Raw genomic sequence first — 14,897 nt, 5'->3', positions numbered from 1 at the left:
CCTATGAGGTTTTGAAAACCTCATAGGTCTATATATTAAGCAGTTACTGCTACGAGTTGTTCCAAAATAAAACGCCCGTCGATATTACCCAGCGCTTCGTCTGAAGCACGCTCAGGGTGAGGCATCATTCCGAATACATTTTTACCCGCGTTGGTGACGCCCGCAATATTCTCCAAACTACCGTTCGGGTTGGCGAGATCTGTGATAAGGCCATTTTCGTCGCAGTAACGGAACAACACTTGGTCGTTGTCGTTGAGGCTTTTGAGCGTATCGGCATCTGCAAAATAACGTCCTTCACCGTGCGCAATCGGAATTTTATAGGCTTTAGGCTCCAAGCCAGCTGTCAGCAATGCCGATTGGCTTTGAGGTTGCAAATACACATTACGGCAAATATATTTTTGAGAACTGTTGCGGAGCAATACGCCCGGTACAAGCCCTGCTTCAGCCAAAATCTGAAAACCATTGCAGATACCCATCACGTAACCTCCGCGATTGGCATGGGCAATAACCTCATTCATAATGGGCGAAAAACGCGCAATAGCGCCCGTACGAAGGTAGTCGCCGTACGAAAATCCACCTGGCAAGATGATAAAATCGCAACCTTGAAGGTCGTGGTCTTTGTGCCAGAGTTTGATAACTTCTTGTCCTAAATTGACCCGCAGCGTGTACACGGTATCATCGTCGCAATTGGAACCAGGGAAAACTACTACGCCGAATTTCATAGAATAATCGAATAGATTGAGCAGATGAGTGATTAACTTGCTGCTGCAAAGTTACGGTTTTCAGTGGGTGATTGATAACAAAACTTCACGTAACTTTGAATGTATTTCAAAAGGAGTACGTTAAAAGACAATACAAACAATCGTTTTATAGTGACTTTCGAAGAATTTAACCTCAACCGCCAACTTCTCAACGCCATCGCCGATGCAGGTTACGAGACGCCTTCGCCCATCCAAGAGAAAGCGATTCCGCTGGTATTGCAAGGCCATGACGTGCTAGGAATTGCCCAAACGGGCACGGGAAAAACAGCGGCTTATTTGTTGCCTATCCTAATGAAAATCAAATACGCGCAAGGAGAAACACCTCGTGCGCTTATTTTGGCTCCTACGCGCGAGCTAGTGATGCAGATCAATGCTGCCGTTGCGGAGTTAGGCAAATATACCGACTTGCGCCATTTGGCATTATACGGCGGCCTCGGCCCCAAAACCCAAATTGAAACACTTCAAAAAGGGATAGACATCATCGTCGCGACCCCAGGGCGCTTCTTGGATTTGTACCTGAGAGGTGAAATTGGGGTTAAGCAACTTTCAGTACTCGTCCTCGACGAAGCCGATAAGATGATGGACATGGGTTTTATGCCCCAAATCAACCGTATTTTGGAGGTGATTCCGCGCAAACGCCAGAATTTATTGTTCTCGGCGACCTTTCCTCCCAAAGTAGAACGGCTTTCCGAAAACTTCCTCGAAGCCCCAGTACGCGTTGAAGTAACGCCTCAGGCTACCACTGCCTCGCGGGTGGAGCAGGTCATGTACGAGGTGCCTAATTTTAGGACTAAAATCAACCTCGTAGAACATTTTGCCCAACATGCCGAGGAGTTTCAGCGCGTCATCATTTTTGCCCGCTCTCGCGAAACTGCGGAGAATATTTATAAGTTTTTGAAGCGTAAAGTCGTTAATGAAGAAGAGGTACGCGTTATTCACGCCAACAAAGGCCAAAATACGCGCATCAACTCGATGGAGGCTTTTAAAGATGGCAACGTTCGCCTCCTGATTGCCACCGACGTAGCGGCTCGAGGAATCGACGTTTCTCAGGTAAGCCACGTAATTAATTTCGACGTGCCGCTGATTTACGAAGATTATGTCCACCGCATTGGACGCACAGGCCGAGCCAATCAGGAAGGAAATGCGATTACGTTTATGACGATTGCGGACGAATATCACATTGCCAAAATCGAAACAATTATTCGGATGAAGATTCCGCGCGCGCCACTTCCTGCCGAAATTGACGTTCCCGAAACGCCTTTTGAAGAACAACAGGAATATTTACGCGAAATCGACGCGCAACGTAAAAAAGAAGACCCCACATTTAAGGGTGCTTTTCATGAAAAGAAAAACAAAAAAGTTGTAAATTCGAAGCCCACAAAGAAGACATCCACACCCACAAAGAAGCATAAAAAGTACGACCGACGAAAAAAGTAACAGTCCATACAATAACAGATTAACAATGAGCGTTTTCAATGACGTTCCGACGAGAAGGTAGCGATGAAAGAGATACTGTCATTTAGTCAATTAGTTATTGGGTCATTAGTGGTGATGTTGGTTCCATTTTGGGCCGAGGCGCAGACGATGCAATTTGTAAGTAGCAACCGACCTGCCGACACAAGCACAAAAAGCTCAACCGAGGCCACTACCGTGGTGAAGAATCTTCACTTAATGCCACTTTTTGGGGAAACCAGCAAGAGCATTGAACACATCGAGTTTGAGATTAATTTTCTGAGCGAGTGTGATCAAAACTTTACCAACCGCGCCGAAGCAAGCCAATTTTTCTCGGCAAGAGGGTGGGAATACCTGCAAGAAGGCGATTTGGATACGGCTTGTTATCGTTTTAATTTGGCTTATTTGCTCGACAACAAAAACAGCGATTGTTTTTGGGGACTAGGCGTCGTTTGTTTCCAAAAAGGACACCTCACCGATGCCGAAAGAATGCTTCGCAAAGGAGCTGATATTGATTCGAACAACGTGGGATTGTTGGTGGATTTAGCCACCGTTGATTTGATTCACTTCAAAGAAACCAAAGAAAATTGGGAACTTATCGAAGCCGAACAAATCTTAAAACGGGCTTCAAAATTAGATTCCGCTTCGGCCAATGTTTATCTTAAACTATCGGTCTTGGAATTTCATAAAGGCAACTATGACGCTGCATGGGCTAATCTTCATAAGACAAGGCTACTCGATATTGAATTGCTCGACTACGAGTTTATGAGAGAACTGCTGGCCAAAAAATGTGACCCGCAGGGAATATTTAGCACACAAAATTAACACTGAGGCACCACTAACAATGGTGCCTCAATTGTTTTTATTACCTATGATTCAGGAAATTTCGCCCACTCAAACCTACCCACTTCGCCACCAAGTATTATGGCCTGACAAGCCCGTTGAGTTTGTAAAAGTACCCGACGATGAACAAGGCATTCATTTGGGTTATTTTTTGGATGAAAAGCTGGTTTCGGTCATTTCGTTGTTTGTGGATGAACACAAAATCGCGCGATTCCGAAAATTTGCCACCCATCCCGACTTTCAACGCAAGGGCATTGGCAGCCAATTACTGAAAGCCACTTTTGAACGAGCACAATCCGCAGGAGCTTCTACACTTTGGTGCGACGCTCGCCTCGATGCCCAACCTTTTTACGAACGCTTTGGCATGAAACCCGAAGGTGAAATTTTTCACAAAGGAGCCATTCCGTACGTCAAAATGAGCACTACGCTCTAGCTCTTCATTTCTTTCATTAACTGCTGAAGTACGTCCACAAACTTCTCGGTGTATTCGCGTTTGGGCGTGGTATCCCAATTGCCCACAAGACCGTTGCCTCCCAAATAAATACCGTCTTTGCGGGCAATAATGCTCGCGCCTTTGGTGGTAAGCTTATAATTAATTTCGGGTTGCGGAATCAGGCACGCCAATTGCCCCGAAATCGGGGTCAACTCTTCGTCGTTGAAAATGGGTTTAGCCCCTAATCCCATGCAGTTGACAATACATTTTTCAGGCAGAGCATCCAAATCTTCCAACTTCTTGATTTCATGCACCTTAATTTTCCCTCCCAACATCACAAACGTGCTCATTTGGTGGTGCAAATAACTTGGAATGTTAAACATCATGTTGGAACGCCAACTAACGTATTTATCCTTAAATGGGTGCTGTTTGGATGAAAGCTCTTGGCGTTCGGGAATCAAACCTGATAAATGAAACGCCTCTCCGCCCTGCGCCAAATCGGTAGAACCTAGTTGGCGCTCGGGAAATACATTGTATTCGTCCACCCACATCGCTATGTCATTGATTCCCAATAAAAACTGAAACGTACGAAACGAAAAACGAGTAGCCTCCTCCCATAGCTGTTTAAATTCTGGCTTGGCCACTTTGGGATCGCACACTCGCGAAGCGGACGACCACGTTCCAGTTGCTACGCTGCTCGTGACATTTGGAGGTAAATCTTTGGTATAAATCGTTACTTCACACCCTTTTTCTTGGAGCAGTCGAGCGGTAGCTAATCCTACTGTCCCACAACCAATGACCGCTATCTTTTTCTCGCCCGTTGCTAATGCCAACTGACGGGCCATGTTCCCCGTTCCCCACGACAACGACCAGCCACTCCCGCCGTGTCCGTAGTTGTGTACAATGGTTTTTGAACCCAGCTCTTCTTTGCCTATTCGAGGCCCTGATGCCCGAAAAGGACGTAACCCCACAGTCTCTTTGACAATGCGGTCAAGTGAAAGTTTCAGTTTTGGAATCGAGTGATAGGTAGTATTTGTACTGGGTTTTGTTGCACAGCTGGCCATCGCTGACGCAGCTCCCATCCCCGTTAGGGCAGCCGCACTGATAAAATGACGACGATTCATCATAGTCGAAGTGTGTGAAAAGTTAGACAGTGGTTGCGGCCAAACAAAAATAACATCTTACCCAAGCATCTCAAATGATTTTATTGTTATTTTCGATAAACAAAAAATTTTATTTTGTTTATAAATAAAAAACGTACAATTTTTTATCCATTCACTCCAATTTTAGCCCCAATGAAACCTTCTCTACTTCTACTTTTTCTCAGCCTGTTTACGTCTTCAGTCATTGCTCAAACCGTTTCATTCTATGGAAGCCCTAGCTCCCCTATTTCGTCGGGGGCAGTGGTGCCTGCGGGGAAACAGCTCCTCTGGACAAGTGGCGTCACCGCAGGAGTAGCCGACAGCACTGCGGCTGAGGGCTCTTACGCCCGTTTTGGAGATACTAAAACGCAGGCTATCAATATTTTAAAAAACCTTGAGAAAGCTGTAAAAGCAAAAGGGCTTACGTTTAAAGACGTCCTGATGCTTCGTATTTATGTTACTCCCGACCATTTTAAGGGCAACAAACACGATTATCAAGGTTGGTTCGACGCTTATGCTCAGTATTTTGGTACCAAAGAAAACCCTACCAAACCAACCCGCTCCACGTTGGGCATCATGGCACTTACCCACCCCGACAAGTTCATCGAAATCGAACTGGTAGCAGTGTTTCCATAGCGTAGTGTTAGAAAATTGAGGTTCGTTTCTTATGGTACTAAACCTCTTATTTTCTCTGCTCATGCGTCTGTTTCTTTTTTCTTTCGCTATCTGTTGTTGCCATTTTGGCTACGCCCAAAACTGGTACAAAGGCAATTTGCATACGCACTCGCTTTGGAGTGACGGCGACGACTATCCCGAAATGATCATGGATTGGTACAAAAACAATGGCTATCATTTCGTTGGTTTATCCGACCATAATACGTTTCAAGAAGGCGAAAAATGGGTCAATGTTCCCCGCGTTCCTGAGCGCCGACGCACGTTTGAGCGCTACCTACGCACCTTTGGCCCCGATTGGGTGCAGTATAAAAAAGGGCCGAATGATTCCCTAAAAGTTCGGCTCAAAAACCTGAGCGAATACCGTTCGTATTTCGATGAAGCAGGTAAATTCCTCATTTTGAAGAGTGAAGAAGTATCGACAAGCTACGACAGTAAGCCGATTCACATCAACATGACGAATGTGCAGAACCTCATTCGTCCCCAACGCGGCAATAGCGTGGCCGAAGTAATGCAAAACAACATCGACCTACTCGTTGCCCAACGTCGCCAAACGGGGCAACCAATGTTCCCGCACATCAATCACCCCAACTTCTACTACGCCATCACGGCCGAAGACTTGATGCAACTGCGGCATGAACGTTTTTTTGAGGTACACAATGGCCACCCACTGGTCAATAATTACGGCGATGCCAAACGCGAAGGTACCGAGTCGATGTGGGATAAAATCAATACGCATTTTGTGCATCAAGGCCGCCCCCTTATGTACGGTCTTGCCACCGACGACAGCCACAATTATCAGTTTTTTGGACTAGAATACAGCAACACAGGACGTGGCTGGGTGATGGTCAATGCACCTTCTCTTTCGCCGCGCGCCCTCATCGAAGCCATGGAAGCAGGGCGTTTTTATGCTACTTCGGGCGTTGAACTTGCTTCTTTGCACCAAACCCCCACGTCATTTTCGTTTCGGATTAAAACCGAACCTGACATTTCATACACCATCCAATTGATTGGCCTAAAAAAAGGAAAAGACAAAGCAGAAATCTTGCGTGAGTTCAATGGCACGGAAGCAAGCTACACCCTAGCTGATGATGATTTATGGGTACGCGCCAAGATTATTTCTTCCAAAGCCAAATACAATCCGTACAGCGCGGGCGAGCTCGAAACCGCTTGGATTCAACCGATTGCTCATTTGCAAGTTCCAGAAACCAACCCTAACGTAGTACCGTTGCCTAATGCTCACGCACACAACGACTACGAACAGTCGCGGCCATTGTGGGATGCCCTTGAGCAAGGTTTTACAAGCATCGAAGCCGATGTGTATCTCATCAACGATACGTTGTTTGTCTCACACGAACGCCCAAGCTTCAACAACGCTGCTACTACACTCGAAAATTTGTATTTAAAACCGCTTACTGAGCACATTAGAAAAAACAATGGCCTTGTCTATCCCAACTACAAAGGCCCTGTGTATTTGATGATTGATTTCAAAACCGAAGCAGAAAGTACCTACAAAGCTTTGGACAAACTGTTGCAGTCGTACCGTGGTATCCTTACATCGTACAAAGGAAACACACCTACCAAAGGAGCCGTCACTGTCTTTATTTCGGGAAATCGCCCCATCGAAACGCTTCAAAAATCAAAAACGCGGTTAGCTTCCTTCGACGGTCGTCCTGCTGATTTGGGCAAAAAACTGAGTCCAGAACTCATGCCCGTCGTCAGTGACAATTATAACAATCATTTGACGTGGCGCGGGAAAGACGAGATGCCCGCCGAGCAGTTCCAGAAGTTACAGGCGTTGGTGCAGCGGGTACACAAAGAAGGCAAAAAACTCCGCTTGTGGGCTTGTCCCGAAGACCCTGCCGTATGGGCTAAACTCCGTGAAGCAGGTGCTGATTTCATAAGCACCGATCAGTTGGAGTTGGTGAAAGAGTTTTTGAAGAAATAATTTTTGGGAACATAACGATTACCCCACAAGATGTATAAGAAGGCTTAGAATATCTTGTGGGGTTTTGTGTAAGTGCTTAACTGTATTTGGCCAGCACCTTGGCTTGCTGCTGAAGAGCCGCTATAAATTCAGCTTTTAGACGGGCTATCAATTCAGCTGTTGGCAAATTATCTTTGATGGTCGTCACGCCTTGCCCTGCCGACCAAATCGTTTTCCACGCTTTGGCTTCAGCCTTGGCGGCGTCGAGTTCTTCGCCAAAATCTATTTTTTTCGATTTCCCCCAAAGCTCTTCGGTAATACCCATGGCTTCGAGACTTGGTCGTAAAAAATTGGCATTAACGCCTGATACCGCCGCCGTATAAACAATGTCACTGGCACCGCTGTCGATAATCATCTGGCGGTACGCTTCGTCGGCCATGCTTTCGGTAGTGTTGATAAAACGAGTACCCATGTAAGCCAAATCTGCCCCCATTTGCAAGGCCGACGCAATGTCGCGCCCCGTACTGATGCAACCTGAAAGCAAAATAGTTTTGTCAAAAAAGCTACGCACTTCTGCCACCAACGACATCGGGTTAATCGTTCCCGCGTGGCCACCCGCTCCTGCCGCTACCAAAATCAAGCCATCTACTCCTGCTTCGGCCGCTTTTTCGGCGTGGCGTTTTTTGATAACATCGTGAAACACCAATCCTCCGTAACTATGCACAGCGTCCACGAGCATCGACACCGCGCCCAACGACGTGATAATCAACGGTACTTTGTGTTTGATACACACCATCAAGTCGGCTTGTACGCGCGGATTCGAATGGTGTACAATCAGGTTTACCCCAAAAGGAGCCGCTTTTTTGCCCGTTTCTTGTTCAAAACGAGCCAATTCTTCCTTAATTTGAACCACCCATTCTTCAAAACCCTCGGTAGTACGTTGGTTAAGGGCAGGAAACGTACCCACAATACCATTTTTACAGCATTCGATAACTAGCTGAGGGCCAGAGATAAGAAACATAGGTGCTGCCACTGCTGGTAGCGAGAGCGAATCAATAAAAGGTGCTTTTGCCATCGGTTTTTGGAATGAATGAAGTTTAGGAAAATAATACTGACGCTAATCTCGTCAATTATTTTAATTCAACTCCACATCTTGCCATTTTCCTTCTAACAAAACCCGTTGGTGCGTATATCCTGCCGCCCGCGCCGCCTCAAAAGCCAGCGGGAATGAAGCCGTAATTTCTTCGGGACGATGGCTATCGGAATTGATACAAATGGGGATGTGTAACTCATTCATTCGGGCAATAATCCACGGAGAAGGATACAGCTCAAGCCCCCGTTTGTAATTGCCTCGGGTATTGATTTCGACAATGCAACCCGCTTTTTTTATGGTTTGGAGCGTATCTTCTACCAGCGCCACGTACCATTCTTCCGACTCCTCAAAAAGTGGACGCGCTTCGTTGTGCATTTTAATTTTGTCCAAATGCCCCACAATGGGTGGTGCATCGGTTTCGACCATTTTCCGAATGATTCCGTAGTATTTTTCTAAAGCAACCTGAATATTCCCATCATAAAGGGTATCCAAACACGCCAAAAACTCTACCGAACTACCGTCGATTTCCCACGGCTGGCCAAACTGATTGAGTTCTACATAATGCACCGAACCAACGCAGTAATCGAGCATCAGAAAGTCGCTCGGCCCGAGTTGATTGGGCAGAAAATCTACTTCTAAGCCAATGTACAACTCAATTTGACCTTTGTATTTTTCTTTGAGAGTCGCGGTTTCCCTAAGGTAATCCGCAAGACGCTCGGCTTTCATGCTCCATTGGTTTGCAAACGAAACGGGACAATGGGATGAAAATCCAAAGGCGCGAAGCCCTTGAGCTATCGCGCCTTGTACTTGTTCTTCTAACGAGCCTTTGCCATCACAATAGTGGCTGTGGCTGTGGTAATTTGTGAGCATATTAAGGTTTTGGTAATATCGCCAATGCCTTCTCCAAACGAGCAATGACTTCTTCTTTGCCTAAAATCTCCATGGCAAGCATCAAATCAGGGCCGTGACCTGCGCCAGTAGCAGCCAAGCGAAGTGCCTGCATCACTTTCCCCATTTTCACACCTACTCGTTCTGCCGCAGCAGCCCAGATTGCCTTGGCTGTATCTGCCAAAAACTCCCCTTCATACACGTTCAAATCTTCTACATAAGCCGCAATCGCCTTAATCGCATCGGCATTCCATTTGCTGGCTACTACGGCTTCTTCGTATTCCGTAGGCATTTCAAATAAGAAAGACGCTTCACTCAAAATTTCTTGGGGGAACGTCACGCGGTCTTTCATCAAATGGACGATTTTCAACAGGTCGAGCGACTTTGTAGTGTCTCCTAACTGCAAGCTCTTTGCCAACTCTTCGTCACTCAGTTGCTTGATATATTGCTGATTAAACCATTTTGCTTTGGTAATATCGAAACGCGCTCCTGCTTTATGAATACGCTCCAACGAAAACGCTTGAATCAATTCGTCCATGGTAAACATTTCTTGCTCAGTGCCTGGGTTCCAGCCCAAAAACGCCAAAAAGTTCACCACCGCATCTTTCAAATACCCATCTTCACGGAAACCGCGTGCCACCGTACCCGTGCTAGGGTCTGTCCACTGCAATGGGAAAATCGGGAAGCCACCCAAATCAGCGTCACGTTTTGAAAGTTTACCGTTTCCTTCGGGTTTTAGCAACAACGGCAAGTGCGCAAACTGCGGGGCTGTCCAGCCAAAATATTGGTACAACAACACGTGCAACGGTGCCGACGGCAACCATTCTTCTCCGCGAATCACGTGCGTAATGCCCATCAAATGGTCGTCCACAATGTTGGCCAAGTGATAGGTTGGCATTCCGTCCGACTTCAACAATACTTTATCATCAAGCGTAGATGCGTGAACAACCACCCACTCGCGAATGATGTCTTTGAAACGAATGTCTTGTTTGGGGTCAATTTTAATACGCACCACGTACGGGTCGCCATTGGCTATCCGACTGGCCACTTCTTCGGCCGACAACGTCAGCGAGTTGGTCATTTGCAAACGCGTGATGGCGTTGTACTGAGCGGCATCGGCCCCTGCTTCTTCCAAACGCTTCCGCATGGCCTCAATTTCTTCGGCCGTATCAAACGCATAGTACGCTTTTCCCGAGTTAATCAACTGTTCGGCGTACTGGCGGTACATTTCTTTACGTTCCGATTGGCGATAAGGCGCGTGTGGCCCACCGACACCTTGTCCTTCGTCAATCTCAATCCCTACCCATTTCAACGCCTCCAAAATATAGTCTTCCGCCCCAGGTACGTACCGATTTTGGTCGGTATCCTCAATACGAAGGAGCATTTTTCCTCCATTTTTACGGGCAAACAAATAATTATACAATGCCGTACGAACCCCTCCAATGTGAAGCGGCCCCGTAGGACTAGGTGCAAAGCGAACTCTTACTGACATGTTAGTCGTTAATGGTTATCCGTTAATCGTTGCTGTTCTGACAATGATATGTATCCATTACAAACAACAGCTAACTCTTTTGAGGCCGCAAAGTTACCACAAAAACCCCATTTCTTGCGGGCACTACTTGACAACTTCGTAAAGAAGTTGTTATTTTCAGTATCGAACTACTTCTGACAGCTACCATGAATCGAGCCATTTACTTTTTATTTCTTTTTGGTTTGTTGGTTAGCTTCCAGACAGGGTCGGTCAATTACTATGCGTTGTCTTCCGATGATTTTTTAAAACTCCCCGAAGCCAATCAGGTTGTTAATGCCAAGCATCCCAACTACGCCTTGCTCGATGCCGCTATATTTCATACTACCAACATCGCCCGTCGTAAGCACGGTCTCCCTCCGCTTCAGCACGCCACAGGATTGCAGCAAGCGGCTCAGCAATTTGCCTCCGACATGATTCAAATGGGATTTTACAACCATGTCCACCTCTACAGTCCTTCTTTTGCCAAGCTCTCTCAGCGGGTTGAAACCTTCACACGTGATTATCGCCGAATGGCCGAAAACATTGGTCAGTACCAATTGATTGATAGCCCGCCCGAGTATTGTTGCCGCCGAAAGCGCGACGGAAGTTTTGAGTATTTCAACTGTGACAATAAGCATTTGCTGAACGTATTTAACTACCTCGATTTTGCCCAGTATGCCGTCGATGAATGGATGAATTCGCCTTCGCACCGTCATAATGTGCTCGACTCTACGTACACCCATTTGGGATGTGCCGCCCGACTTTCTAAAAATCCCTACCAGGAATGTCGCGCTCCTTTTGGACGGTTTGTTCAAAATTTTGGCCAAATAAAAGCGAATTAAGGTACCTTACTCCAGCAAAACCGCACAAAAACCGTCATTTTTTCGGTTATTTGCAGCCTCAATGACCCTCCATACGCCATGGCGCTGCTCGACACCCTCGTTTATGAATTTCAAAAAGAAGATTTTTTGATTTCAACGGACAAATCAAAGCTTGATACTTCGGTGATTCTTCCTTTTTTGTCCACCCAGTCGTACTGGGCTGAAAACATTCCACTCGACATCATCGAGCGCTCCATTCAGAACTCATTTACTTTTGGGGTCTATCACCACCAAACCCAAATCGGTTTTGCCCGCGTCATTACCGATTTTGCTACGTATGGGTATTTGGGCGATGTATTCATTTTGGCAGACTATCGCGGCCAAGGGCTTTCTAAGTGGCTGATGGATTGCATTTTTAATCAAATTCCTGAACTACAAGGCTTCCGACGCTGGACGTTGGCAACAGCCGATGCCCACGGTTTGTACGAGCAATACGGCTTTACGAGCCTCGCCCGCCCTGAGCGCATGATGGAAAAAGTTAACTTTACGAAATATTAATTCAAAAAAGCAAATATGCTTACCAAACGCATCATTCCCTGCCTCGACGTCAAAGATGGACGTACCGTAAAGGGAGTCAACTTTGTTAATCTTCGTGACGCAGGTGACGCCGTTGAATTGGCCGCCGTTTATGCCGAACAAGGCGCCGACGAATTGGTTTTCCTCGATATTACGGCCACGGTAGAAGGACGCGGAACGCTCATTGAGCTGGTTCGCCGCGTGGCACATACCATCAATATTCCATTTACAGTAGGGGGCGGAATTTCGTCCAAAGCCGACGTATCGGCCTTACTCAATGCGGGTGCCGACAAAGTTTCTATCAACTCCGCCGCCGTCCGCAACCCTGGCTTAATCAATGAACTTGCGTTGGAGTTTGGGAGTCAGTGTATTGTGGTGGCGATTGATACAAGAAACCCCTCCCTAAATCCCTCCCCTGTAGGGAGGGACTCTATTTCCCCCTCCCTTAGAGGGGAGGGGCTAGGGGTGGGGTTAGTCCACACCCACGGCGGGCGCAAACCCACTGAGCTTCTCACGCTCGAATGGGCCAAAGAAGTGGAAGAACGGGGAGCGGGGGAAATTTTGCTTACCTCCATGGATACCGATGGTACCAAAGCTGGATTTGCCTTAGAGCTGACGGCGGCTATTTCCAAAAATGCCAATATTCCCGTTATTGCGTCGGGAGGAGCGGGCACCATGGAGCATTTTTACGATGTTTTTACGGAAGGTTATGCCGACGCTGGGCTCGCAGCGAGTATTTTTCACTTTAAAGAAATCGAAATTCCTGCCTTGAAACAGTACCTCCACGAGCGTGGCGTACCGATGCGGATGTCGCGCTAAGATTGGTGTTTGTCCAGAAATTCTTTGAAGCTTTTACGGTACGTATCACTGATTGGAATCCAATTTTTACCAATCTGGATTTTCTCTTTGTCAATCGCCTCGATGGCGTCAAAAGAGACAATGTACGAGTGGTGTACCCGAATAAACTGATGCGCACTGAGCTGTACTTCGAGCGATTTGAGGGTTTGAAGCGTAACGATTTTCTTTTCTTTGGTATAAATCGCGACGTAATCTTTGAGCCCCTCGATGTACAGCACATCGCACAGGCGAATCTTCACCAGCTTGGTTCCGTCTTTGACAAAAATTGAGGGTAAAATAGGGGTTTCAACAGCCGTTGGCGTAGTTTCGGGCAGCGTCGCAGGCATTTGTGAAACCGAAGCACCTAGCCGCTGCGTTACTTTTTCGACCGCCTTCAAAAAACGCTCTAGCGTAATTGGCTTCAAAAGATAATCGACCACATCCAGTTCGTAGCCTTCAAGCGCATATTCCGAATAAGCCGTTGTCAGAATGACGAGTGGTTTTTTGGGAAGAATTTTCAACAACGAAATCCCCGTAATTTCAGGCATTTGAATGTCTGAGAACAAGACATCAACCGTATTTGTCCGCAAAAAATCAAACGCTGCCAACGGATTTGAAAATGACTTTACAAGCTTCAAATGAGGCAATTTTAGGATGTATTGTTCCAGGAGGTTTCGCGCCAAAGGCTCATCTTCTACCACCACGCAGGTAAGGGTCATACTAAGTTCAGTTTTAGGCGTACACAGTACTCCTCGGTAGTGTCTTCGACCTCTAATTCAAAGTTATCGGGATAACTTAATTCCAAACGCCGTTTTACATTTTGTAGCCCTATTCCCGACGATTCGTCGGAGTGAGTCGCATTGATAGGCAATTTGCTATTGGCCACCGTATAGACACACGCCATACCTTCTATCACCAAATCAGCTTTAATCCACGACCCCGAAAAGTTGTTGCTCACGCCGTGTTTGAACGCATTTTCCAAAAAACTAATCAGAATCAACGGCGCAATCAGCACGCCATCAATGTTGCCTTTGACCTCAAAAAGAATTGGAATCGGCTCGTTGAGGCGTAGTTTTTCGAGACTAATGTAGTTTTCCATGTACTCAATCTCTTTAACCAACGGCACTTTGGCGTGGTTGGAGTCGTAAATCATGTAACGCATCATCTGCGACAATTTCGCAATTACTTCGGTCGTATTGGGAGAATTGGTAAAGGCCAAATAATAGAGGTTGTTGAGGGTATTAAACAAAAAATGCGGGTTTATCTGTGCCTTCAAAAACCGAAGCTCAGACGTAAGCTTCTCATTTTCAATTTCTTTCTTTTTGGCTTCGAGTTCAAGCCAGCCTTCTGCAAATTTGAGCATTCCGACAAAAATCACGATAAAGAGCGTTGTCAGTACGACGTTTACCGTAAACTTATCCTCGTAGAAATAGCAGATTTTGTGGGTATTACCGTCGATTAAATGGCGTTTTAACAAAATAAAAGCCCGCACCAGCACCGCAAACGGCACCGAAAACTCCAAGATATACCGAAGCAGGCTTTTGTGCTTGAGATAACGGGATAAGAAAAAGAAGTAATTGAGATACACCACCAACATCATAAACAACACTTCAAACGAGGTGTTTTTAAAGGCATCCCAAAAGGTCACTTCTTGCCCCCGAATCGGAAAACGAATTTGGTAAAAGAAAAATGAAAAATAAACGCACCAAAATGAAAGGTGTAGCAGTAAGATTCGGTAGCGTTTAATGAACGGTTGCATCAGAGCAGGGTAAAGTGCGTAACACTTATCATCTAATTAAAAGGAGGAACACAGATTGCGTGTGAATTGAAAAGTAAAATTACGGCTAAAAGTCCGAAAAATAAGCGACTATTTTTAGTTACCCTTTTCGCTGTGCTAAGTTTTCTACTCTCTTTCTTTTTCAATCGACCATTTATCCCAAAT

Annotated in this window: 15 protein-coding genes; 8 read left to right on the top strand and 7 right to left on the bottom strand. The window is 46.2% G+C overall.

The window, feature by feature from the left end; all coding sequences use genetic code 11:
• Nucleotides 1-35: 35 nt before the first annotated feature.
• Nucleotides 36-722, bottom strand: coding sequence for a phosphoribosylformylglycinamidine synthase subunit PurQ (gene purQ, locus K339_RS0118585; protein WP_028524950.1), 687 nt, complete (start codon nucleotides 720-722; stop codon nucleotides 36-38).
• Nucleotides 723-821: 99 nt separating this feature from the next.
• Between purQ and K339_RS0118580 the strand changes: the two genes are divergently transcribed.
• The 3 genes from K339_RS0118580 to K339_RS0118570 all read left to right on the top strand — a co-directional run bounded on the left by K339_RS0118580 (nucleotide 822) and on the right by K339_RS0118570 (nucleotide 3,489).
• A complete protein-coding gene (locus K339_RS0118580; RefSeq protein ID WP_051398105.1) occupies nucleotides 822-2,198 on the top strand; it encodes a DEAD/DEAH box helicase in 1,377 nt (458 codons plus the stop codon).
• A gap of 63 nt (nucleotides 2,199-2,261) precedes the next feature.
• Nucleotides 2,262-3,038 (top strand): tetratricopeptide repeat protein, encoded by a 777-nt coding sequence (locus tag K339_RS0118575; RefSeq protein WP_028524948.1) that lies wholly within the window; start codon nucleotides 2,262-2,264, stop codon nucleotides 3,036-3,038.
• A 46-nt stretch (nucleotides 3,039-3,084) separates the two neighbouring features.
• Entirely contained in the window at nucleotides 3,085-3,489 is a 405-nt protein-coding gene (locus K339_RS0118570; RefSeq protein ID WP_051398133.1) for a GNAT family N-acetyltransferase, read from the top strand.
• Here the strand turns inward: K339_RS0118570 and K339_RS0118565 are convergent.
• The gene (locus K339_RS0118565) at nucleotides 3,486-4,616 is read right to left on the bottom strand and encodes an FAD-dependent oxidoreductase (protein WP_229598770.1); all 1,131 of its coding nucleotides are present in this window, start codon (nucleotides 4,614-4,616) and stop codon (nucleotides 3,486-3,488) included. The genes K339_RS0118570 and K339_RS0118565 overlap by 4 nt on opposite strands.
• A gap of 168 nt (nucleotides 4,617-4,784) precedes the next feature.
• On the opposite strand from K339_RS0118565, the gene K339_RS0118560 reads away from it, so the two are divergent.
• Together K339_RS0118560 and K339_RS0118555 are read left to right on the top strand one after the other, a co-directional pair.
• Nucleotides 4,785-5,267, top strand: a complete 483-nt coding sequence (locus K339_RS0118560; protein WP_037301077.1) for a RidA family protein — start codon at nucleotides 4,785-4,787, stop codon at nucleotides 5,265-5,267.
• Nucleotides 5,268-5,328: 61 nt separating this feature from the next.
• Nucleotides 5,329-7,251 (top strand): histidinol-phosphatase, encoded by a 1,923-nt coding sequence (locus tag K339_RS0118555; protein ID WP_051398103.1) that lies wholly within the window; start codon nucleotides 5,329-5,331, stop codon nucleotides 7,249-7,251.
• A 76-nt stretch (nucleotides 7,252-7,327) separates the two neighbouring features.
• Here K339_RS0118555 and K339_RS0118550 read toward each other — a convergent pair whose 3' ends face one another.
• Genes K339_RS0118550 through gltX form a run of 3 tightly spaced genes read right to left on the bottom strand, consistent with a single transcriptional unit; the run spans nucleotide 7,328 to nucleotide 10,703 of the window.
• Nucleotides 7,328-8,305, bottom strand: coding sequence for an NAD(P)H-dependent flavin oxidoreductase (locus tag K339_RS0118550; RefSeq protein ID WP_028524943.1), 978 nt, complete (start codon nucleotides 8,303-8,305; stop codon nucleotides 7,328-7,330).
• Between the two features lie 60 nt (nucleotides 8,306-8,365).
• Entirely contained in the window at nucleotides 8,366-9,193 is an 828-nt protein-coding gene (locus tag K339_RS0118545) for a histidinol-phosphatase (protein WP_028524942.1), read from the bottom strand.
• A 1-nt stretch (nucleotide 9,194) separates the two neighbouring features.
• The gene (gltX, locus tag K339_RS0118540; RefSeq protein WP_028524941.1) at nucleotides 9,195-10,703 is read right to left on the bottom strand and encodes a glutamate--tRNA ligase; all 1,509 of its coding nucleotides are present in this window, start codon (nucleotides 10,701-10,703) and stop codon (nucleotides 9,195-9,197) included.
• 185 nt (nucleotides 10,704-10,888) lie between these two features.
• Here gltX and K339_RS0118535 point away from each other — a divergent pair, with 185 nt between their 5' ends.
• The 3 genes from K339_RS0118535 to hisF all read left to right on the top strand — a co-directional run bounded on the left by K339_RS0118535 (nucleotide 10,889) and on the right by hisF (nucleotide 12,937).
• The gene (locus K339_RS0118535; RefSeq protein ID WP_028524940.1) at nucleotides 10,889-11,563 is read left to right on the top strand and encodes a CAP domain-containing protein; all 675 of its coding nucleotides are present in this window, start codon (nucleotides 10,889-10,891) and stop codon (nucleotides 11,561-11,563) included.
• A gap of 78 nt (nucleotides 11,564-11,641) precedes the next feature.
• The gene (locus K339_RS0118530) at nucleotides 11,642-12,100 is read left to right on the top strand and encodes a GNAT family N-acetyltransferase (RefSeq protein ID WP_051398102.1); all 459 of its coding nucleotides are present in this window, start codon (nucleotides 11,642-11,644) and stop codon (nucleotides 12,098-12,100) included.
• A 15-nt stretch (nucleotides 12,101-12,115) separates the two neighbouring features.
• Nucleotides 12,116-12,937: an imidazole glycerol phosphate synthase subunit HisF gene (gene hisF, locus K339_RS0118525; RefSeq protein WP_028524938.1), complete on the top strand. Its 822-nt coding sequence runs from the start codon at nucleotides 12,116-12,118 to the stop codon at nucleotides 12,935-12,937.
• On the opposite strand, the gene K339_RS0118520 is transcribed toward hisF, so the two are convergent.
• A complete protein-coding gene (locus K339_RS0118520; protein WP_028524937.1) occupies nucleotides 12,934-13,674 on the bottom strand; it encodes a LytR/AlgR family response regulator transcription factor in 741 nt (246 codons plus the stop codon). The two genes, hisF and K339_RS0118520, sit on opposite strands and share 4 nt — an antisense overlap.
• Nucleotides 13,671-14,714, bottom strand: coding sequence for a sensor histidine kinase (locus tag K339_RS0118515; RefSeq protein ID WP_028524936.1), 1,044 nt, complete (start codon nucleotides 14,712-14,714; stop codon nucleotides 13,671-13,673). Before K339_RS0118515 ends, K339_RS0118520 begins: the two co-directional genes overlap by 4 nt.
• Between the last annotated feature and the right edge of the window lie 183 nt (nucleotides 14,715-14,897).

It is taken from the genome of Runella limosa DSM 17973, assembly GCF_000482465.1.
In the GTDB taxonomy this organism is placed as follows: Bacteria; Bacteroidota; Bacteroidia; order Cytophagales; family Spirosomataceae; genus Runella; species Runella limosa.
Note: the sequence above shows the minus strand (reverse complement) of the source record. Positions and strands in the feature narration are given on the sequence as shown.